Annotated in this window: 14 protein-coding genes and 1 pseudogene; 4 read left to right on the forward strand and 11 right to left on the reverse strand. The window is 35.4% G+C overall.

Annotated elements, in window-relative coordinates; translation table 11 throughout:
• Positions 1-6: 6 nt before the first annotated feature.
• Both pflB and ACEN3Z_RS06620 read right to left on the reverse strand, forming a co-directional pair.
• Positions 7-2265, reverse strand: a complete 2259-nt coding sequence (gene pflB, locus ACEN3Z_RS06615) for a formate C-acetyltransferase (RefSeq protein ID WP_407090231.1) — start codon at positions 2263-2265, stop codon at positions 7-9.
• Positions 2266-2435: 170 nt separating this feature from the next.
• Positions 2436-2795 (reverse strand): metal-sulfur cluster assembly factor, encoded by a 360-nt coding sequence (locus ACEN3Z_RS06620; RefSeq protein ID WP_138403990.1) that lies wholly within the window; start codon positions 2793-2795, stop codon positions 2436-2438.
• 146 nt (positions 2796-2941) lie between these two features.
• Here ACEN3Z_RS06620 and ACEN3Z_RS06625 point away from each other — a divergent pair, with 146 nt between their 5' ends.
• Together ACEN3Z_RS06625 and ACEN3Z_RS06630 are read left to right on the forward strand one after the other, a co-directional pair.
• Positions 2942-3184, forward strand: a complete 243-nt coding sequence (locus ACEN3Z_RS06625; protein WP_407090232.1) for a DUF1858 domain-containing protein — start codon at positions 2942-2944, stop codon at positions 3182-3184.
• Positions 3177-5162 carry a DUF438 domain-containing protein gene (locus tag ACEN3Z_RS06630; RefSeq protein ID WP_407090233.1) on the forward strand — a complete coding sequence of 662 codons (1986 nt, stop codon included), beginning with the start codon at positions 3177-3179 and terminating at the stop codon, positions 5160-5162. Before ACEN3Z_RS06625 ends, ACEN3Z_RS06630 begins: the two co-directional genes overlap by 8 nt.
• A gap of 43 nt (positions 5163-5205) precedes the next feature.
• Here ACEN3Z_RS06630 and ACEN3Z_RS06635 read toward each other — a convergent pair whose 3' ends face one another.
• Positions 5206-8256 carry a type I restriction endonuclease subunit R gene (locus ACEN3Z_RS06635; RefSeq protein WP_407090234.1) on the reverse strand — a complete coding sequence of 1017 codons (3051 nt, stop codon included), beginning with the start codon at positions 8254-8256 and terminating at the stop codon, positions 5206-5208.
• A gap of 132 nt (positions 8257-8388) precedes the next feature.
• Between ACEN3Z_RS06635 and ACEN3Z_RS06640 the strand changes: the two genes are divergently transcribed.
• Together ACEN3Z_RS06640 and ACEN3Z_RS06645 are read left to right on the forward strand one after the other, a co-directional pair.
• On the forward strand, positions 8389-9573 hold the full coding sequence (locus ACEN3Z_RS06640; RefSeq protein ID WP_407090242.1) for a restriction endonuclease subunit S: 1185 nt from the start codon (positions 8389-8391) through the stop codon (positions 9571-9573).
• 117 nt (positions 9574-9690) lie between these two features.
• The gene (locus ACEN3Z_RS06645) at positions 9691-10620 is read left to right on the forward strand and encodes a site-specific integrase (protein WP_407090235.1); all 930 of its coding nucleotides are present in this window, start codon (positions 9691-9693) and stop codon (positions 10618-10620) included.
• An 89-nt stretch (positions 10621-10709) separates the two neighbouring features.
• Here the strand turns inward: ACEN3Z_RS06645 and ACEN3Z_RS06650 are convergent.
• The 8 genes and pseudogenes from ACEN3Z_RS06650 to ACEN3Z_RS06685 form a co-directional block, all read right to left on the reverse strand.
• Positions 10710-11886: pseudogene (locus ACEN3Z_RS06650) on the reverse strand (restriction endonuclease subunit S).
• Positions 11886-13478 (reverse strand): type I restriction-modification system subunit M, encoded by a 1593-nt coding sequence (locus tag ACEN3Z_RS06655; RefSeq protein WP_407090236.1) that lies wholly within the window; start codon positions 13476-13478, stop codon positions 11886-11888. Before ACEN3Z_RS06655 ends, ACEN3Z_RS06650 begins: the two are co-directional and overlap by 1 nt.
• Before the next feature lie 151 nt (positions 13479-13629).
• Positions 13630-14208 carry an SRPBCC domain-containing protein gene (locus tag ACEN3Z_RS06660; protein ID WP_407090237.1) on the reverse strand — a complete coding sequence of 193 codons (579 nt, stop codon included), beginning with the start codon at positions 14206-14208 and terminating at the stop codon, positions 13630-13632.
• 23 nt (positions 14209-14231) lie between these two features.
• Positions 14232-15179, reverse strand: a complete 948-nt coding sequence (locus ACEN3Z_RS06665; protein WP_338489553.1) for an HD domain-containing protein — start codon at positions 15177-15179, stop codon at positions 14232-14234.
• 170 nt (positions 15180-15349) lie between these two features.
• Positions 15350-18235 carry an AAA family ATPase gene (locus ACEN3Z_RS06670; protein WP_407090238.1) on the reverse strand — a complete coding sequence of 962 codons (2886 nt, stop codon included), beginning with the start codon at positions 18233-18235 and terminating at the stop codon, positions 15350-15352.
• Positions 18225-19496: an exonuclease SbcCD subunit D gene (locus ACEN3Z_RS06675; RefSeq protein WP_407090239.1), complete on the reverse strand. Its 1272-nt coding sequence runs from the start codon at positions 19494-19496 to the stop codon at positions 18225-18227. The genes ACEN3Z_RS06670 and ACEN3Z_RS06675 overlap by 11 nt, the downstream gene beginning before the upstream one ends.
• A 119-nt stretch (positions 19497-19615) precedes the next feature.
• On the reverse strand, positions 19616-19975 hold the full coding sequence (locus ACEN3Z_RS06680) for a YlbF family regulator (RefSeq protein WP_197104694.1): 360 nt from the start codon (positions 19973-19975) through the stop codon (positions 19616-19618).
• 125 nt (positions 19976-20100) lie between these two features.
• Positions 20101-22227, reverse strand: a complete 2127-nt coding sequence (locus ACEN3Z_RS06685; protein WP_407090240.1) for a transglycosylase domain-containing protein — start codon at positions 22225-22227, stop codon at positions 20101-20103.
• Positions 22228-22442 lie beyond the last annotated feature (215 nt).

Consider the following 22442-nt stretch of genomic DNA (forward strand, 5'->3'; position numbering starts at 1 on the left):
AAGTGATTACATTGTACTGTGCATTGTACGGTTAATAACATCCATTTGTTGCTCTCTAGTTAATTTGATGAAGTTTACAGCATAACCAGATACACGGATAGTTAATTGTGGATATTCTTCTGGGTGATCCATCGCATCTAATAACGTTTCGCGGTTAAACACGTTAACGTTTAAGTGGTGTCCACCTTCTTTAATATATCCGTCTAACATATTCACTAAGTTGTCTTTTTGAATTTCTTCATCTTTACCTAATGCTTTTGGAATGATTGAGAATGTATTTGAAATTCCATCTAAAGCATATTCGTAAGGCATTTTAGCAACTGAAAGTAAACTTGCTAACGCCCCATGAGTATCACGTCCGTGCATTGGGTTCGCTCCAGGAGCAAATGGATCTCCTTCACGACGACCGTCTGGCGTGTTACCAGTTTTCTTACCGTAAACAACGTTTGATGTAATAGTTAAGATTGATGTTGTATGGATAGCATCACGGTATGTTGGATGTTTCTTAACTTTAGTCATGAATGCTTTAAGTAAATCAACACCGATCTCATCAGCACGTTTATCGTTATTACCGTATTGTGGGAATTCACCTTCGATTTCATAATCGACAACTAGACCATTTTCATCACGGATTGTTTTAACTTTTGCATATTTGATTGCTGATAAAGCATCAATTGCAACTGAGAATCCAGCAATACCTGTAGCCATCGTACGTTTTACATTTGTATCATGTAAAGCCATTTCAATACTTTCATAGCTGTATTTATCGTGCATGTAGTGGATAACGTTTAATGAATTGATATACAATCCTGCTAACCATTCTAACATGTCATCATAACGTTCCATCACTTCATCATATTCTAAGTATTCTGAAGTAATTGCTCGATAGCTTGGTCCAACTTGTGCTTTCGTCATTTCGTCGACACCACCGTTGATTGCATATAATAATGCTTTTGCTAAGTTCGCGCGCGCACCGAAGAATTGCATTTGTTTACCAACTTCCATCGCTGACACACAACATGCGATGGCATAGTCATCACCGTAAATTGGACGCATAATGTCGTCATTTTCATATTGAATGGCTGATGTGTCAATAGACATCTTCGCAACAAATCGTTTGAAATGAGTTGGTAAGCTTGGTGACCATAACACAGTTAAGTTTGGTTCTGGTGCTGGTCCTAAGTTTGATAATGTATGTAAAAATCTAAATGAATTTTTAGTTACTAGTGGTCGTCCATCAATCCCAACTCCACCGATTGCTTCAGTGACCCAAGTTGGATCTCCTGAGAATAATTGATTGTAATCAGGTGTACGTGAGAATTTAACTAGACGTAATTTCATAACGAAATGGTCGACTAATTCTTGCGCATCTTTTTCTGAAAGCATACCTGTAGCAAGATCACGTTCAATATAGATATCTAGGAATGTAGATGTACGACCTAATGACATTGCTGCCCCATTTTGATCTTTAATTGCCGCTAAGTATCCTAAGTATAACCATTGGAATGCTTCTTGCGCTGTTTCAGCTGGACGAGTTAAATCAAAGCCGTAAATATTACCTAATTCAATTAAATCTTGTAAGGCACGGTATTGTTCACTAACTTCTTCACGTAGACGCATAACTTCTTCGTTCATTTGTCCGTTACCAATATTTGCGAAGTCTTTTTGTTTCTCTTCCATTAAACGGTTTACTCCGTATAATGCAACACGACGGTAATCTCCGATAATACGTCCACGACCGTAAGCATCTGGAAGTCCTGTAATTACTCCTGAACGACGAGCAGCACGCATCTCAGGTGTGTATACATCAAATACACCTTGGTTATGAGTTTTGCGGTACTCTGTAAAGATATGTTCAATTTCTGGATCAATCTTATACCCATATGCTTCTGCTGATTGAACAGACATACGGATTCCACCGAATGGTTGTAAACTACGTTTGAAAGGTTTGTCAGTTTGAACACCTACTACTTTTTCAACGTCTTTGTTCAAGTAACCCGCATCATGTGACGTAATTGTTGATACAACTTTAGTATCCATATCTAGAACGCCACCAGCATCACGTTCTGCTTTTGTTAGTTCCATTACTTGATCCCATAATTGGAAAGTTTCAATGGTTGCGCCTTCTAAGAATGAATCATCACCTTCGTACAAAGTATAATTCTCTTGAATAAAATCTCTAACATCAATTGACTCTTGCCATTTAGTTCCTGTAAAACCTTCCCAAGGATTTACATTCATCTTTTCGTTTTCTAATTTTTCCATGGTATCCCCTCCATATAAATTCGAAGCAACATCTATACTTTTAAATCATTACACATATATGATAAACTATTTTTATACCTAAAGCAATAGGATATAACAATTATTTATGTGAATTTTAGAACATTGTACAAAAATAGCCCCATCGTTAGACAGGACTTTTAAATATTAATTTAATTCGGAATAAAATCACTCGGAATACCTAAAGCAATACGAGCAAAGCGTGAGATGCGAGATAAATCCCAATGCGGTTCAAAGACAACTTTTATATCGATTTCAGTAATTTTATCAAAGTTAGCTAATTGATATCTCACGTCACTATCAATAAAGTCTGCTAAGGGACAACCGGCAGTTGTTAAAGTCATTATGACTTCAACCTTCCCTGCTTCATCCATATCTACTTCATATATTAGGCCTAAGTTCGCAATATCTATGCCTAACTCTGGATCGATGACTCCTGTTAATTGCTCTAGTAATTCTTCTTCGTACTTTAATGCTTCGTTTTTGAATAGAATACCAAATTCTTCATTCATAAAAGATGTTCCTTTCGTTTAAATAATATATTTATTTTATTCATATTGCTTATGAAGTTATTGTTCGCTAGTATTATATAATATAGTACGTTTAGTTTATACATAAATAGATTTAATATCAATCGAATTTTATAAGGAGTAAGAAAATGGAAAATCAAGTAGACCTTAATAGACCTGTGAAACAAGTCCTTGATTCACACCCTGAACTTCTCGACATTCTTGTCGATTTAGGCTTTAAACCTTTAGCTAATCCAGCCATGAGACAATCGGTTGGAAAAGTTGTTACACTAAAAAAAGGCTGCAAATTAATCAACCTTCCTTTGGAACAATTAGTGAATGAACTACACTGGAACGGCTATACTGTCATCGGAGGTGACGTGAATGAGTAATAATACAGACAATCGCATAGATATATTAGAAGGTATTCTTCTTAAACTGCATCATGGAGCGGATCCTGAATCAGTTCAGGATGAATTTAATGAGCATTTCACGGGTGTGAGTGCCATTGAAATCTCCATGATGGAGCATCAATTAATGTATGGGGATAGTGTGATTACGTTTCAAGATGTTCTTAAGCTATGTAATGTTCACGCGAATCTGTTCAAAGGTACGATTGAAGATGGTAAAGCACCCGATGCTGATCACCCCGGACACCCCGTAACAGTATTCAAAGAAGAGAATATGGCGTTACGCTCTGCCCTGCTACGGATTAACAATATTCTGGATACCTTTGAAGAAATGCCGGTTGAAGAATTGTCTAATGGAATGATTAAAGGACTTAAACGTCAATATGATATCATCGGGCAATTTGATAACCATTACAAACGGAAAGAACATTTATTCTTCCCGGTTATGGAAAGTTACGGCCACGACGCTCCACCAAAAGTTATGTGGGCAAAAGATGATGAGATCCGTGACTTATTCAAACGCGCCTATAAAGCCATGGAAAAATTTCCCGATATTGAATTTTCAAAAGTAAGAGATACGTATGAAGCTTTCCAATTTGAATTCAATGAAATGATTTTTAAAGAAGAAGCTATATTAATTAATATCTTACTTGAAAGTTTCAATCAATTGGATTGGTACAACATCGCCCAGCAAAGCGATAATTACGGCTATGCAATTATTCCTCCTCGCGAAACTTGGGAACCAGAAAACCTGGCAGACTTACTCGAAGAAGATACGAAAAAAGCTGAAGAATTAACAATTCAAGAAGTACCTACACCAACTAAGTCAGTTCAAAAAACAATGAATACAGTGGAAAGTAAAACAATCGAAACACGAAAAATTACCGTTAATGCCGGTCAATTTACCGTTCTTTGGGAACCAGATGAGACGCTTGACTCAAGCAGTAACCAAATCATGAACCCAACAGTGCCTCTTTCGATTGGTGATGGTTACTTGAGCTTAGAACAAATCAAAGTCATCTTTGATTACATCCCAGTGAAAGTTACTTTTGTTGATCAAAATGATATCGTACAATACTTCAATCACAAGAAGGAGTCATCAATATTACCACGACACGCTGAAAACATCGGTGCTAAGGTAGAAGATGTCTATCCAGAAGCTGTCTGGGATACATTAGAACCCATTGTTCAAGCTTTCAAAGATAACACATTAACTGAAGAAAGCTTTTGGTTTGAAGATGAATCAGAATTCTTATATATTTCGTATAAAGCACTCTTTAATGAAGCCGGGCAATATCAAGGGTTCGTTGAAATAATACAAAACATCCAACCTATCTTAGATATTCAAACGGATAAATGGCGTAATTTACTCCCTCAAAGTAAGGTTGATTTAACACTTAAGGATCCAGCTAATTTAACTCAGGTTAATCACAAACATCAGTCTCAAGCAGAATCACAAGTACTTCAATTTGGTAAAGGACAGTTGGAATTCAACTGGTCTGTAAGCAATGAGACAGTAGTCAATGATCCAAAGGATTTTTCTAATGAGCAATTGATTAGTATCGGCGAAGGATATTTAAGTTTAAAGCAAGTGAGACTCATTTTGGATTCAATGCCCTTTGAGATTACTTACGTTGACGGCGATCATAAGTTTAAATACTTTAATAATATCGGTCCTTATGACGAGATGCTCTTCCAAAGATCACCTTTAGAAATTGGACGTGACTTAGAATATTGTCACCCCGCTAGAGTTTGGCCAAAGGTTAAACGCTTATCTGAAGACCTTCAAGCACAACGTCGTTTTATTGAACCTATGTGGTTCTCACCTGAGAATAAACTTATTTATATCTTGTATATTGGTGCGCAAGATCAAAATGATAATTATCATGGTATTGTGGAGACCGTTCAGGATGCTTCAATGTATGTTGAATTGGACGGAACAGAGAAAAGACTGTATTAAAAAAAGGAACTTGCTATTTTGTAGCAGGTTCCTCTTTAATATACTAGCGCCAGTTTAATGGTAGTATCTCTTCTTCAATAACGTCTGTAAATTCATTCTTTACATGTTTCCAGAATTTTAATCGATTAACTCCATTTTCAGTGTTTTCTTTATAGGCATTATAATCAGCACTTCTTTTTAATTCTGTCTCACCGATTTGTTTTTTCTTAGCTGGGTTATAGTTTTCTACTAAGAAAGCGAAATCTTCCTTATTTAAGAAATATTCTTTAGTAATCTTCTCTTCAATCGTATCTATCTTTTCTTCAATCTTTAACTGAAGTTTTTGAGATACATCTAAGTTTTTCAATTCTTCTTTTGGTAAATGTTGAACTTCATTCCAGATATCGTCAATAATGACAGCTAATTTTGGATTTGTTTGTTTAAAGTCAGAAATATACTTTTCAATTTCATTAACTCTCTTTTTACTTGGTTTATCATCTTTTTGATTGTATCTTTCATTCGATAAGTTTTGAATGAGTAGAATAAGATACTCGTAATCAATCTTATCCGTTCCAATTGATGATAATTTATAGTCAATATCAAATAATATTTCTTCTACATCATTCTCGCCAATCCGTTCTTTAATTTCTTGCAATGCATTTTCGTATTTACCGTGGTAATCTTCAATCAACTCTACTTTTAATCCAAATTCTTCTTTAAAGTAATCTTCATCATAATTAGAGTATACTTTGATTGCACTGAACGTTTTATCAAATTGTTGATAGTTTTTCACAAAGAGCTTTAGTGCTTCTGTCTCATCATTCATATCAATATTATCTGGATTGGGAGCTATAAATCTTAACTCCTCTAAAGCAAAAGTGAAATTACTAAACGCTTCATCCCAATCTGGAGCTTGAATAGCATTTTCGCCTCCATTAGAATACAAGAGAAAAGCTTCTTGAACTGCCTCTTTAAATGTAGCTGGCGATTGGAACGTCATGATTTGTCCGTATTGTTTAGTATGGTCATAAATACGGTTGGTTCTAGAGAATGCTTGGATCAAACCTTGTGGTCTCATAGGTTGTCTATCGACAAATAGTAATGCTAAAGAAGGCGCATCGAACCCAGTTAATAGTCGATCAACAACTATAACAATATCAATTTGTTCTTCTCTATATTTATATATTTCCTTTTTCCGAGCTAATCTATCATTTAAATTTCTATTGAATCCTCGAAGATTACTTAAATCATAATTAGTATTGTACATCTTATTATAATCCTCTAAAACACCTTTTAAATGACTTTGGTTCTCAAATGAACTCTCCTCAGTTTCTGTTACAGAATAAGTGACACTCACTTTAGGAAAGTCAACCACTGCTTTTTTCACTTTGTCAGAAATAACAACTGAACTTCTACCCTCGATGACTTCTCTAAATGAATCATAATATCGTTGAGCTTCTTTAATAGAACTCGTCGTCAATATTGCACTGTAAGTATTTCCGATTCCTCGATCCAAGTTAAATTTATTTTTTGAATGATTAATAATTGTATCAATCACCTCTAATTTATGTTCATCAGAATAATAAATTTGTGTGGGTATATATTTTTCTTTCTGAACCTCATCCATATGTAATACACTATCGACTTTTGCTTCATGTTTAACAATATCTATTAAATCATCATCACTAATAGTATTGTTGTACTCTACTTGAAACCCAAGTACAGCATTATCATTAATTGCTTCTTTGACTGTATATTCATGTAATCTAGGGCCATATTGTTCTTCAGTAGTTCGTGCTAAATTTCCCTGTTCTTGACGAGCATTCTCTACAAAAAGTGGTGTTCCTGTAAAACCATACCAAAGAGCATAAGGAAAGAACTTATTAATCTCCTGTTGTTTTTCTGGTGAGACCGCCCTATGACATTCATCTACTACAAAGGCTACATGCAATGATCGTAACTTTTTATAATTCCGATTGTTTTCGTTATCTCCATATCTTTTCATAACATAATTCAATTTTTGAATGGTCGTCACTATAAGTGTTCTATCATTTGAAACTAGTTTTTTTACTAAATCAGAGACATTATCAGTCTGATCTATATCAATAACATCATTCTCTGCATAAGACGTAAAAGAAGCCGTCGTTTGTTGATCAAGATCTATTCTATCAACGATAAATATTGTCTTATCTATTGAAGGTATTTGAAGTAAGTTTCTCGCTACCTTATAAGAAGTCAAAGTCTTTCCTGATCCAGTCGTATGCCAAACATAACCTGACTCTCTTCTTCTAGATGCCCTTTCCACTGCTTCGATAGCATGGATTTGATAAGGTCTCAGTAAAATTAGTGATTTCTTTTCGTTATCTATTACAGTAAACTGTGTGACTAATTTATGCGCATGTGGAATCGATAAAACATGTTCCGCAAATTCTAAATAATTATTCACTCGCTTATTATCCTTATCAACCCAAGTTGTAAGGAACTTAGAGTTGAGTTTTTCTCCTCTTCCCGCTGCAATGTACCGTGTGTCAGAACCATTTGTAACGACAAACATCTGAGTCGTTGAATAAATTCCATTAAACTTACCTTCGTTTAAGTACTTATTAATTTGTTCATAAGCAGACATATACCCATCTGATTTGTTTTTCAATTCAATATGAATCATGGGAAGTCCATTAATTAATAAAGTTACATCAAAAATCCTTTGACGATCAACAGGACTCACTTGTGTCGTACGATACTGATTAATTACTTCATAGACAGATGTCCCACCTGCAATATCTTGACGTCGAATAACCTGCAATAATATAGTTCCCTTGCTAGCATCCTCTCGTTGAACTGTCGCCTTAGCAACACCATTCTCTCCTGTTAACCAAACTGCAGCAGCATAAAAAGAGCTAAAGTTTAATTCTGCTTTAACTTGTTCAAATTCTTGGTCAGTTAATGGAACACCATTCAGAACGCTTACATTATTCGCTTCCAAAATTTGTCTGAAATTGTCCCATAATTGATCCTCAGTCTTTAAATCATCACGATAGGTCCACTGTGACTCACCTTGAATCAATTGATTTATTATATTTTTTTCAAATTCTGCTTCACTAGTAAAAGACGGCATAGCTCTCCCTCATTCATTTTTAATAGTCTATTTTATCTCATTATAGCATGAAAAGCTTAGTAAAATAGTATTTATGACTAGTATTTTCGCTCGATTGAAGGAAATTAAAAATTTAGTTGATATAATAGGATAATCCTTAAATTTTTAGACGATTTTTGGGAACAGCGTAAGTTGGGGAAAATTTGTAACACTTATTCAGGTGGTACTCCATCTGTGACAGATTCATCCTACTATAATGGAAATATACCCTTCATTCGTTCTGCGGAAATAAACAGCGAAACAACTGAATTATTTCTGACAAAAAGTGGGCTGAAAAACTCATCAGCAAAACTTGTTGAAAAAGGTTCAATACTTTATGCCATGTATGGTGCAACTAGTGGAGAAGTTGGTATTTCCAAAATAAATGGAGCAATAAATCAAGCAATATTAGCTATTCACCCACATGAAAATTATAACTCATACTTTATTATGCAGTGGTTACGCTTGAATAAAGAACAAATTATTAGCACCTATTTGCAGGGTGGACAAGGCAATCTCTCAGGTTCAATCATTAAAAGTTTGAAAATTGAGTTTCCTAACTCTAATGAGCAACAAATTATAGGAGATTTTTTCAACTTATTAGATAAAAACATCGATCTTCATCAGCGTAAGTTAGACCAATTAAATCAACTCAAAGAATCGTTGTTACAGCAAATGTTTCCTGGTAAAGGTGAAACTGTACCTAAGCTGCGGTTTGCTGGGTTTGAAGGTGAGTGGGAAGAGCGGAAGTTAGGTTCAATTTATGATTTTAGCAAAGGTAAGGGGTTACCTTTAAATAGTTTTACTTATTCTAAGGATGATCCAGCTATTGCTTATGGACATCTTTACACAAAATATTCAGAAGTAATTAGTGAAGTAAATCTAAGTTCTGATGATGACGGGGTGTTATCAAAAGAAAATGATTTGCTATTTCCAGGAAGTTCTACGGTTCCTAATGGTACGGCACAAGCAAATGCGATTATGTTAAATAACGTTAAGCTTGGTGGAGATATAATAATTGCCAGACCCAAACAGGATATTCGTGTTTTATCTATTTTTATGAGTTATCACATTAATTCACAAAGACAAAAATTATTCCCTATCACTGTTGGTACAACTATTGCTCATATGTATGGGAAAGATCTTTCTAAGGTTAAATTCTTTATAACGAACTATTCAGAACAAGAAAAAATAAGTTATGTATTCAAACAACTAGATAACACTATCACTCTTCATCAGAGAAAAATAGACTCTTTAAAAGAATTAAAAAATTCAAGTTTACAATTATTATTTGTATAATTTGGTTTATAATAAATAACTATTTTAATTTGTAGTACTTTACTATATACAAAAAGCCATTAAAACCTTGATAATTGATAATAGGATTTTTCCTAAAATATTCAAGGAGGTTTTATTTTGGTAAAAAATAGAAAAACAAATCAATTATTTTCAGTCTATTTTAAAGATTGGGTGGCGCTATACAAGGAAGCTGCAGTTAGGCAAGTTACTCTTCAGAAATATTATATTAATCAAAGAAGAATTGAAGAACTAGCACCGAATTTAAAAATGGGTGAACTAACGCGAACTTCGTATCAACAATTGTTAAATGATTATGCATTAACACATGAAAGACAAACTACAATGGATTTCCATCACCAACTCAAAGGTGCGATATTAGATGCTGTAGATGAAGGTATATTACCCCATAATCCAACTCGTAAAGTAATAATTAAAGGCAAAGAACCTAGAACCAAAAAAATAAAGTATTTAAATCAATTTGAAGCTCAATCTTTAATCAAAGAATTTGAATTAACAAGTGAAATTAATTGGGACTGGTTCTTTCTATTAATTTTAAAAACAGGATTACGTTTTTCTGAGGCACTTGCATTGACTCCAAACGATTTTGATTTCACTACTCAAAAATTGAAAGTAGACAAAACATGGGATTATAAATCACCCAATGGAAAATATTTGCCAACAAAAAATCCATCATCAGTTAGAACAATACAATTAGATTGGCAAACAGCTATGCAGTTTTCTCAGCTTGTACGGAATCTGCCTTCTGATCAATCGATATTTGTAAGTGAGAGAATCTTTAACACTACGATTAATAAAAAACTTTCACAGCTCTGTAATGATGCTGGAGTTCCAGAAATAACTATTCATAGTCTTCGGCATACACATGCTTCTTTGTTATTGTATGCCGAAGTATCTATTGCTTCAGTTGCTAGAAGGTTAGGTCATTCTAGCATGACAACTACACAAGAAACCTATTTACATATCATTCATGAATTAGAGAATCAGGATAATGATAAAATTATGCGTCATTTGTCCACCCTAATCTGAAAAAAACTAATAAATACCGCTATTTGGAATTAGCGGTATTTATTAGTTTTTTTTAGATTTCAATTATCATTAATATCTATACGATAGTATTATTGTGGGAAGAGTAATTGTAAGTATGATGCTTTTAGTCTTTCTAAAGAGTCTAATTTTCTCTGATGAAGCTCTACAGCTTTATCTAAATGATTTAAAAATTTACCAATTCTTCTTTGTTCATTATTTCCAGGACAACTAATTATTGCATTCTTCAAATCAGTCGAGTTTATAGATTCAAAAGTCGATCCTGTACTAACTTTTGTCCAGTAACCAAACATTTTCATCCATACTAAAGCTTGGTATAAAAACTCATTACCTTTAATACCGGCGACACCTCTGCCTAAGACAGCATGAAAATCTGTTTTTCCCACATCACCAACGGGTGCGCGTACACTTAATATAATATCTTTAGGGTCTGCTGTTTTAGTTACCTGCGTAGTCCATACTCGCGGAGCTACTTTCCCATTTTTCATATCAGCATTTCCTTGAATTAATATGTAATCATTTGGATTATCAGTATAATTCTTACCATTAGGTGATTGTCCCATCGTAATCACTGCTTCTTCACTCAATTTACGCTGTTCCCATACTTCTGAGAAATTATTGAATCTTAGTTTGGGAGCACTATGATTTTTTTCAGGGAACATAAGCTGTAGGATAGCCTTTTTTAAGTTTTTTAATCTATCAAGCTTACGCTGATGAAGATCTATAATTTTATCAAATTTATCAAAAAAACCCCCTATTTTTTTGTTCAGTAAGAGTCGGAAGTTTTATACTGGTCTCTAGTATATTCTTATTATATAAACGCTTTATCGTACTTCCTTCTAATCCCTCCCATTTAACAATCGAATAAAATTGGTTCAAAAATTTGTTGTCTATTCGTCCTTCATGATTCAACCAAACAATATTAGAATCTTGAAAGTATTCATCTCCACCCTGATATACGACGGTTCTTCCTATACTTCCAGATGCAGATATTAGTATATCTCCTTTTGTAGGATACGGGTATTTGGATTTATAATCTTCAAATAATTCTCGAGAAATATATGCGTCTGGCACTCCCCCAAATGTCCCAATTTTATAGAAAGGCACATCGCCTGATTCAAAGGTCTGATCTTTGAATATACGTTTGTTCATTGAAACTTTTCCTAAATCCCCCAATTTACGCTGTTCCCAATCGTCTGTAAATCCTTTAAATCTAAGTTCCGGTTGTCTTCTTTCTTCCTTAGCCATTATTGAAACACCTCTTTCATCGCTTGAATGATATCTCGTGTTTCATCCGTCACTTGAAAGTCATCAATCATTGAAAGTAATTCTTTCTCAGTTTGCTCAATTTCAGCATCAATTTCGCGAATATCTTTACTCAATTGAACCACATCAATGGGTTCTGGTTCTTCAAAAGTATCTACATAACGTGGGATATTTAAATTATAGTCATTCTCTACAATCTCATCATAAGGTGCTAAATAGGCATACTTATCTACAAATTCGCGCTTCTTATAAGTTTCAAGTATCTTTTCAATGTTTTCTTCAGTTAAGATGTTTTGATTTTTTTCTTTTGTGAATTCATTTGATGCATCAATGAACATTACATCACGATTTACTCTGTTTTTCTTTAGAATAATGATTGTAGTTGGGATACTTGTATTCACAAAAATATTAGCTGGTAAACCAATCACCGCGTCAATGGCTCCGTTTTCTAATAGAGCTTTACGTATCTTCCCTTCAGATGCACCACGGAACAATACGCCATGTGGAAGTACAATTGCCATAACTCCATCATTACGTAAATGATAATAACCATGTAGTAAGAATGCAAAGTCAGCCTTAGATTTCGGTGGTAATACGCCAAATGAAGAAAATCTTGGGTCATCTAAAAAGCCTTTAGATGCTGACCATTTTGCTGAGTATGGAGGGTTCATTAATACACCTTGGAAGTTTGTCGGCTCATCTGTTGGCCAATCCTCATCAAGTGTATCACCATTACGTAACTTCTGATTCTCAATAGGCACTCTATGAAGAAACATATTCATACGTGCTAAGTTATAGGTAGAAGTGTTTAATTCTTGTCCAAAGTAACGAACGCTTAATGGTTCATTGGAATAGCGTTGTGCGTTTAGAAGAAGCGATCCCGATCCCATAGTTGGGTCATAAATTGTGAATCCCTTTTGATCCTCTTTACCCATTAATACAATTTGTGTCATTAATCTAGCTACTTGTTGCGGTGTATAAAATTCTCCCGCTTTCTTCCCTGATTCTGAAGCGAATTGACCAATAAGGTACTCATAAGCATCTCCGAGCGCATCTCCGTCATAATCAACAAGATTTAAATCAGCGAGTTCTTTCATTAACAATGAAATTGTTTGGTTTTGTTTCTGAGGATTAGGTCCTAGCTTTCTTGAGTTTAAATCAATATCTTCAAATAAGTCTTCAAAGATAGGATTTGATTGCTCAATGTCTCTTAATCCTTGTTGTAAATGCTCTCGTTGGAAAGTATTATTGTTAATTTCATCAATAAGTGCAGAGAAAGTTAGCTCTGGTTTAATGTCATAGGCAATATCATCTTTCAAAGCTTCTCTTAAATCCTCATGAGTATCTGCATCTTTATATGCAATTGCATAGATCAACTGAGCTTTTTCTAAGTCATGTGACTCTTCTTCTAGTAACTCTGTAGAATGTACTAACATTCTATCAGATAAATACTTATAAAAGACAAGCCCCAATAAGTATGATTTGTATTCATTGGCATCCATTTTTGATCTTAATATATCAGCTGAATTCCATAATGCTTGGTATAAACTTTGCGAATTTGACTTTTCCATCATGATTCTCCGTTCTCATTTAACTTACGCTGTGTTTAAGCGAAACTAATCTTAGTATATCATAGAACTTTAAATTTCCTCTACACAAGTTGTTCATAAATATAGTCACAGAAAGAAGTGTTGTGCAATAGCTACAACACTTCTTAAATAATCTCTATTCAAACTCAGCCGCCGTTTGTTTTTTTATCAACTGTTCTACTTCATCGTAATACACATTGTATAACTCCATTGTATCTGGAATAGGTTTGTTATCAATGATCGCAGCAATTTTTTGCATACAAATTAACCAACCCGTCACGTCTTTCGGACTATGCTCTTCATCAATATGATGAATCCATTGAGTATAATTCAGTTGCGTCGTTAAGTCGTCATTGCTAACAAGGTCAAAGGTTACAATGTTTCCTTCTCCCCATTCAAATGACAAGTGAGACGGCACTTCAACGTCATAAATCATCATATTTATATGCATGTCGCCTGAATTAAACATCAAGTTTCCGCCAGCTTTGAGTGATTCAAATTCAAGTTCAGGGAACCATTGTTTGACGTATTCATTCGATGTTAACACTTCCCAAACTCGCTCAATATTAGCATTTAACTCACCTTGTAATACAATGTCTATACCATGATTATGTGTTAAATGATCTAATTCAGAGTGATGATGGTGGTCATGATCGTGGTCGTGATTGTGATCATGGCCATGTTCATGTGCATGTGCGTCTTTATGTGAATCCATATTATCTCTCTTTTCTCTTTAGATTATTTTTGGAATTTAGGTTTATAGATTTGACGGCGGTCTAGTGCAAAGATTTGTGATGTAAATTCGCCTGGCTCAGTCTTATCTAGGACTTCAGTAATCATGTTGATTTTAGCGTCCATATCGTCAATATAGTGAATTAACTCTGCTTCTAGTAATTGTGGTAAGACAGGACTACCAAATTCCATTTTACCATGGTGAGCTAATACCACATGTTTCAGTAATAAGATTGACTCGTTCTCAGGATCAACGCCAATTTCAGCACACGCACGGTCAATCATCTCTGAGATAATGACGATGTGTCCCATCATCTTCCCTTTAAGGGTATACTCTGTTGAGATGGCTCCACTTAATTCAACAGTTTTACCAATATCATGAAGGATGATTCCTCCAATTAATAAACTTGGATTCAGTTGTGGATAAATCGATAATAAATTACGTGCGATTTTAACCATTGATAATGTATGGAAGCTTAGTCCACCTGCCATGGCATGGTGTAATCGTTTGGCTGCTGGATGGACAAAGAAGTCTTCCTGCGTTTGGTGAATGATTTTACGAACGACACGTGCAATGTTTGGTTCAGTTATAAGTAATAACGCATCATCAAGTTCTGCTTCCAAGTCTTCACGTTTAACTTTCACTTTCTCAACATAAAGCGTTGGATCATCCGGCTCACCCGCTTCTGCTAGGCGCATGGATTCAATCTTTACTTGCGGTGTTCCTTGATATGTATCTCTCTTACCTCTCAGAAAAACAACTTTACCTGCTTGGTATAAGTTCACTTCTTCTTCAGTTGCTGACCAGAACATACCGTCCATCGAACCTGAACGGTCTTGGAATCGAAAGGCTATGAATGGTTTCCCATTACGCGCTGTACGAATATCCGCTGCTTTAATTAGAACAAAAATACCGAATTGTTCTCCGTTTTTAATTTCAAATAATTGTGCCACAATATACCTCCTTGTATATATAAAACATCTAGTTATGTTAAACAGATATACATAATAATCACTCTTTTATTCTATCATATTATACGGATAAAAAAATATCCGAGCCCTTAAATAATAGTGAAGTCATTATTATTTAAAGACTCAGATATGGACTGATCTTATTCAACCTGTTATTCAGATTTTTCTTCCTTTGCTGCTTCTAACGATTCATCCAAAGCTTCTTTATAATCTTGAGTGTTCTCATTAGGTAAATCAATTGAGTTAATTTCCTCTAGATTAATAATAAATTTCGGATGGAATGTTTCATTAGCTTGCTGGTCAAAAGTAAAGAATAGCACTTGTATGTCTTCACTAATATCTTGCAGCACTTTATACATGCTAGTTTTACGGAATTCATCAAAGTTTACAAAGGCATCGTCAATGATGATTGGCATCTTAATCATTCTCTGAGCACTAATGACAAAGGCTAATCTTAAGGCAACATATAATTGCTCCAAAGTACCTTGTGATAATTCGTGTGGTGAGAATAAGACGTCACTAAATTGTTTTACTTTAATATCTTTCTTATTCATCTTAATTTGTGTATAGCGACTGAAACTTAAGATATTAAAGATATGATCAGCAATATCATTCATTTCATTGACTGGATTATCCAAACCTTTACGAAGTGTTTGATTAATCATATCCATTGCCAAACGTTTAGTTCCCCATTCATGAATCACTTCAAGAATTTCTGTCTTTTTATTCTCAAGTTGTTGTGATAATTCTTGGAAAGTACCGTCTTGCTCAAGTTGTTGAATCTCCACGACGAGATTCGCTCTCTCACGAATATTCGGATCTAACTTCCCTTTCAGAATTGAATGCTCACGTTCTGATTCATGGAATGACTCGTTAAGACTTTGTTTACTTTCAATCGAAGCTAAATCATCTTCGTAGCCAGTAATTTGTTCTTTATAAAGTTCTTTTTTATTCGTTAAGTCTTCAATTTCTTGGTTAATTGACACTCGTTGTTCAAATTCTAAGCGATTTGTAACATCCGTTTTATTATAGATGTCTTGAATCTCAACTTGTCGTGCGTCAATTTTGCCTTTGTTTTTCTCAATGCGTTCTCTAGCCTCAACTAAACGCTCCTTCAAGCTATTCCCTCTTTGTTGAGCTTGAATTAATGACGCTTCAACTTCTTCCACGTGACGAATTAACACGCGCGTAGTTACATCCTTGGCTGGGAATCGTTCTAGAAGTGGCGAGATTGCATCTTTCCAATCTTCAATTTGCGATGCTAATTTGGCCAATTCAGCCTCATAAGTCTCGCGTTTTTCCATCTCAGAGAAGTAGGTTTTCACTGGATTTGTCTTTAGAATCCACTCTGGATCAGCTGTTGGATAAAAACCAATCTCAGTTAACCAATGATTTTGATCTTTTACAATTTCAGCTTTTGCTTCTTCTAATTCATTAATTGTATCTTCTTTTTCATTGATTTCTGTACCGAGTTCACGACTTTGCTCACTCACTTGTTTCTCTTCTTCTTTCAACTGGTTCGCTCGATCGAGGACTGGACTATTATTAAACTCATTCATTAAGTTACGGTGTTTTATAAACACATAAGACATTGACGCAATTCCGATAATGGTCATAAACACACCTAACCAGAATATTATATTCGCCATACTTGCTTCATTAACTAAATTGAAGAATACGACAATGAGCCCAACAACTAACAGTGTTAAACCTATAAAGTACTCTGATAATCGCGTATTTTGAATTAGAATTTCTTCTTCATTTACACGCTGATTCTCAATCTTCGCCACACCTTGACGCAAGTTTGCGCTTTTATTTTGCAAATTTTTTCTCTGTTCTAAAAGCATCTTACGTTGAATTCGAATGGTTTCAATTTCAGAATTGCTGTCGATTAATTTTGTTTGGATGATTAAGCCTTTTTCAACTTTTTCTTCATAAGCTTGGCTGTTCTCAATCTTTTCTGGATAGAATTGTCCTTTTACCGCTAATTGAGTCATAGATTCGTTTGTTTCGTGAATACGCTGATTCATTTGCTCAAATTTGGTTTGAACTTCTTTAATTTGCTCTGTATGAGATAACCATTTCTTACGGTCTTGTTCATGATTATTCGCCCAATTAAATCGTGTTAGCTGGCCTAAATCGTTTTGAATGTGAGAGATACGTTCTGTTAAGGCTGTATTCTCTTCCTCCAAGTTTTGGATGGAGTCCACATCATCTTTCAATTTCTTTGGCGCGTTCTCAGGAATAGTCGTAAATACAAGTCCCTGTAAGGCTTTCTCTGTCGCTTTGAGTTTCAAGTAAGTGTCATAACGCGAGATGAGTTTATCTTTTTCTCGTATGTCTTGTTCAACTTGATTGAGTTGTTGATTTGTTTCTTTGATGACAACATCAATTTGGTCCCGACGTCTAGTTAAATCATTGTAGCGTCCCGTGTTTCTTTTAGCTTCATTCGCTTGTTCAGAAAGATGATCATAATCATTAAGCAGACGGTTTAGTTCAGGTTTAACACCCCTAGGTTTGAATAATTCATCCGTTTGTTTCTCAAGATCCTTAGAGATGCTTAAGAATTTATCGCTTCCAAGGGTTCCGATACTTAGAAAATAATCATTTAACTGGTCTGCGCCTACATTCGCTAATTCTTGTAAATTCGCTAAGTTAAAGGCATAAAAGTTATCAAATAATGACTCGTCTAAGCCACCTAATATTTCATTCAGTTTAGATACAGCTAATTCTTCGCCTGAATCTGTATAAAGTTTCAATTCTTTATCCGTTCTTTCGATCCAAACATCACCATAGACTGTTTCTGTTAACAGAATGCGTCCACCGTATACGTCACTATTCTTAGGTTCATAACGATTAGGCTGGTTTACTTTTTTACGTCGACTTGGAAAACCGAAGAGAATCGAACGAATAAATGATTGTAAAGTTGATTTACCTGACTCATTACGGCCATAGAACAATTGAATGTCATCGTTAATATCAAACTTTTGGTTAATCCAACGTCCATATCCATAGATATCTAATGTTTTAATTCTCATGAGTCTCATCCTCCGTCTCTTTATCTAGCCCGATCATTTGTGCTATTAATTGTCGAGCAGAATAAATCATATCTTCCTGTAAGGATTCATCATGTTCTAAGTTAAAGTGACGTTTAATTAGTGGATGTTGATGCAAATCAGATACGACTGTCTTAAAGCGGTCGCCCCCTTCTAATTCTTCCACCACTTTATTAAAACTTTCCTCCAAACCTGGATCAAAATGAAAGACGTCTAAAGATACATTTAATTTGGGTGTCATTCGATGAATGAGTACAAATGGACTTTCCTGATAATCTTGGTCTAAGACTTGGAAAAATTCGCCATCTTGAATTTGTTCAAGGAGTTGAGGTTCAAGTCTTTGGGCTTGAGTTAACTCCACATGAATAAAGTAAGTTTGTTGATTTGCGTTCGCTTCATCTTGGAAATTAGCCCTGATTTGTTGTAATTCTTCAATAATATCATTCGCTTGCCAATCAGATTCGCACTCTAATTTAGCATTTTCCCAAACAATTGAAGCAAGAGAGTAAAACGTATTTATCGTTTTTTGACCCTTCTCTAATTCAACGATATAGCACCCTTTATCGCCAGTTTCATTAATATGACGTCCTTGGATTGTCCCAGCATATTGAATCAATGGTTCTTGGTTCATCACTTCAGATTTATGAATATGTCCTAAAGCCCAATAATCATAGCTTTTTGAGAGTAGTTCCTCGATATTAAAAGGAGCATAATTTCCTGAATCTGATTCAATTCCTTCTAAAGCTCCATGTAACAGCCCAATATTGAAAGCTTCTGGGTTGTTATTCATTGGATAATCATTAACCACGCGTTCGTGAATCCATTTCGTTGTATAACTGAAACCATGAATTTGAACTAAACGTCCATCCTCTAGATTGAATTCATAACTTGATACTTGTCGGGAATCTAGAGCATGCACATTGTTGGGATAGATCACACGTGCTTTATCTGGACGAATATAATCATGATTACCATGTATAAGTACAACGGGAATGTCCACTTTATCTAAGCGTTCCATTTGTTTCATAAAAAAATGCTGAGCGACGATTGATTGCCGCTCGCTGTTATACACATCACCTGAAATTAGCATGACATCAACGTCTTCATTAATCGCAATACTTACACAGCGCTCAAACGCTTTAAACGGGGCATTGATTAACTCTTTTTGTAATTGAGGCGAATCATTACCTAGCCCTGCAAAAGGACTATCTAAGTGTAAATCGCTGACGTGCAATAATTTCATCTTGTTTGCTCCTTTCATTGAATAGTTTTATATAAGAGAGAAAATTTACGTAAAGAAAACCAGCCAAAAGCATCGATCGTCTCGAAAACTTCCAGCTGGCAATAAAGTTCAGCAAATAATTACTGGCTCATGTTTTGATAAACTTCATTTAATGGCTTCGTAATAATCTGGTTGATGTCATTAATCGTTTGGCTTACTTGTTGCTCACTAGCCATTAAACGGTTAATGTTCTCATCTTCTTGAACTTTAACAGACATTGCTTGAATGTTTGCAATCTCTTCTTCTGTAGGTGCTTCACCTTGCATTTGTTTCTGTTGTAATTGTTGCGAAATCGCGCGGAATTCTTTGAATAACTCACGACTCTCATCGTTCGCTTCAATGGCAGCAACTGATTCTTTTAAATCATTATATGCTGGTAATGCTCTTAAGTCGCGCTCCAATTGATTCGCAGTATCATAAATATTATTATTTTCTGTCATACTCTCTCTCCTTTTTTAACTTCTATCTTAATATTAGCAAAATTAGACTCTCTTTACTACCAGAAACGGTTATAAATCTGAATTAATTTGAAAGTTACATTAGTTAGTTTTCCACACAAATTAAACTAATTTATCCAACCCGAAACTTCTTCAACTACATTAGAACCAATTCTACCTATCTCATTGAGTAGATTCCCACCGTGTTCAGTAATAAACTCACCCGCATCATTCAAGAAGTACGTTGCTTGTTCTTGCCAATTATTCGCATTCTCCACAATGTTTGTAGACTCTTGAGTTTGTGACGCATAAGTGACATCGAAAGGCGTCTGCGGTGATTGATTCATTAGTGCCGTTGTCTGAAGATTGAATAAGGCACCCATACCAGTTGGCATGAGTTCATCTAAAGACGGTTGGCCTTCGACGTCTACTTCGTCTAAGCCTGACCATGACACGACGACAAAGTCTGGTGTGTAACCAACCATCCATCGATCACGTGTATCCATATTTCCTTCTGCTACTTCGGTGCTTCCGGTTTTACCAGCTAACATACCATAATCTGGTCCGGATCCATAACCGGTCCCGTATCCACCATAAGTATCTAACATCATGCTTGTCATATCTGCAGCGACATTAGAAGTCATTACCATATGTTTTGTTGGTGATTCATTGTTGTAGACCACTCGTCCCGATGCATCTTCAATTCGACGAATAAAACTACTTTCATAACGAATACCTTCATTAGCAAAGGCTGAATAAGCATTCGCTATTTGTAGTGGTGAAAGCCCTGGATTAATAACTCCAAGTGCTAAGGATAAATCTTGATTTTCTTGCGGGACATTAATACCAAATTGTCTTAATTTTCTGACCGATTCACTAATTCCAATATCATCCATTAAGTGAACAGCTGTTGTATTCTTACTTTGCGCTAAGGCGTAGTATAATTCAGTTTCGCCACCCGGTTCCGTATAATTATTATAATTATTTGGCGCATAATCATTCGCACCATGGCCTTCCACGACATCCGGAACGATTGAATGCATATTGTAACCATTCTCAAGGGCGGGTACATAGACAGCCATTGGTTTAAGTGTTGATCCTGGTAAGCGGTACATGTCCGTTGCGCGGTTAAAGCCGCGATAGACATAATCCCCTCGGCCGCCGTAGACTGCCATAATCCCACCCGTATTTGGATCAATAACGACACTTGCACTTTGAACTAATGGTTCTCCTGTCCCATCATCTGGGAATATCCATGTATTATCATATGACCTGTCTATGGCATTTTGATATGCAGGGTTTAAATTCGTATAAATTTTATAACCTTTTGATAATAAATCATCTTCTGGAATATCAGTCACTGCCACTACTTCATTAATGACACCATCGAAGTAATACGGATAAGTGTAACTATCCTCGACATAGTAATTATCATAAAGATATATTCCTTCAGCCATTATGGCATCAGCATCTTCTTGGGTGATGACATTATCTGAAGCCATCAATTGAGCTACAACATTCCGTCTTTCAATCGCCGCTTCATAATCATCAATCGGGTTAAATATTGAAGGTCCCTTAAGAGTTCCTGTTAGGACCATACTTTCATTATAGTTAAGTTGCGAAGCTGGATGACCAAAGTATTTCTGAGAAGCATCTTCAATCCCCCAAACTCCGTTACCATAGTAGGAATTATTTAAATACATTTCTAAAATCTGGTCTTTTGTATAATGCTTTTCAACTTCTATAGATAGAAAGAGTTCTTTAATCTTCCGTTGGAAGGTTTGATCGAGCGTTAAGAAGGCATTCTTCACAAGTTGTTGGGTAATCGTACTCCCACCACCGCCACTCGTGTCTCGATTGATTAATAACCTAACAAACGCACGTCCGATCCCGATAGTATCGAAACCGTTATGTTCATAGAAGCGTTTATCCTCAACGGCCACTAACGTCTCTCGCATCTGGGGCGAGATTTGATCTAAAGGAACATAGGTCCCTTTTTGAGCCATTAAAGTTCCAGCACTTGTATCATCGTAAGCATAAATAGTTGTTTGAGACATAAGTCCTTCTTGCAAGGTAGCGACACTCGTTGTCTTAGCAATAAGAACAGAATAACTTGATAGCAGTAAGGCAAACGTTAAGGCAATAAAGATTAACCACTTCCAACCACGGTAATATTGCCACATGGATTTTACTTTATCCCAGGTTGCATTACTTTTTCTCGTTGGTTTCGTTGGTTGATTGTTATTTTCTTCCATAGTTTGCCTCCTTTCATTTTATTATTGTATAAATTAATATAGTATTATCTTACTGATTTGTTATCAGCCTAAGGAATGATAGCCTTACTGGGAGCGTCAAGAAGTTTGTGTAAATAAAGAATTCCTTCTGTAAAAGAATCAGCTCTCTGCTAGTGTTCCAAACATTTCCCATAGCTCTGCTTCAGCTTGCTGGAAACCGCGGTGGCTTCGGGTTA

It is taken from the genome of Ruoffia sp. FAM 26254, from assembly GCF_045528545.1.
GTDB lineage: Bacteria > Bacillota > Bacilli > Lactobacillales > Aerococcaceae > Ruoffia > Ruoffia halotolerans.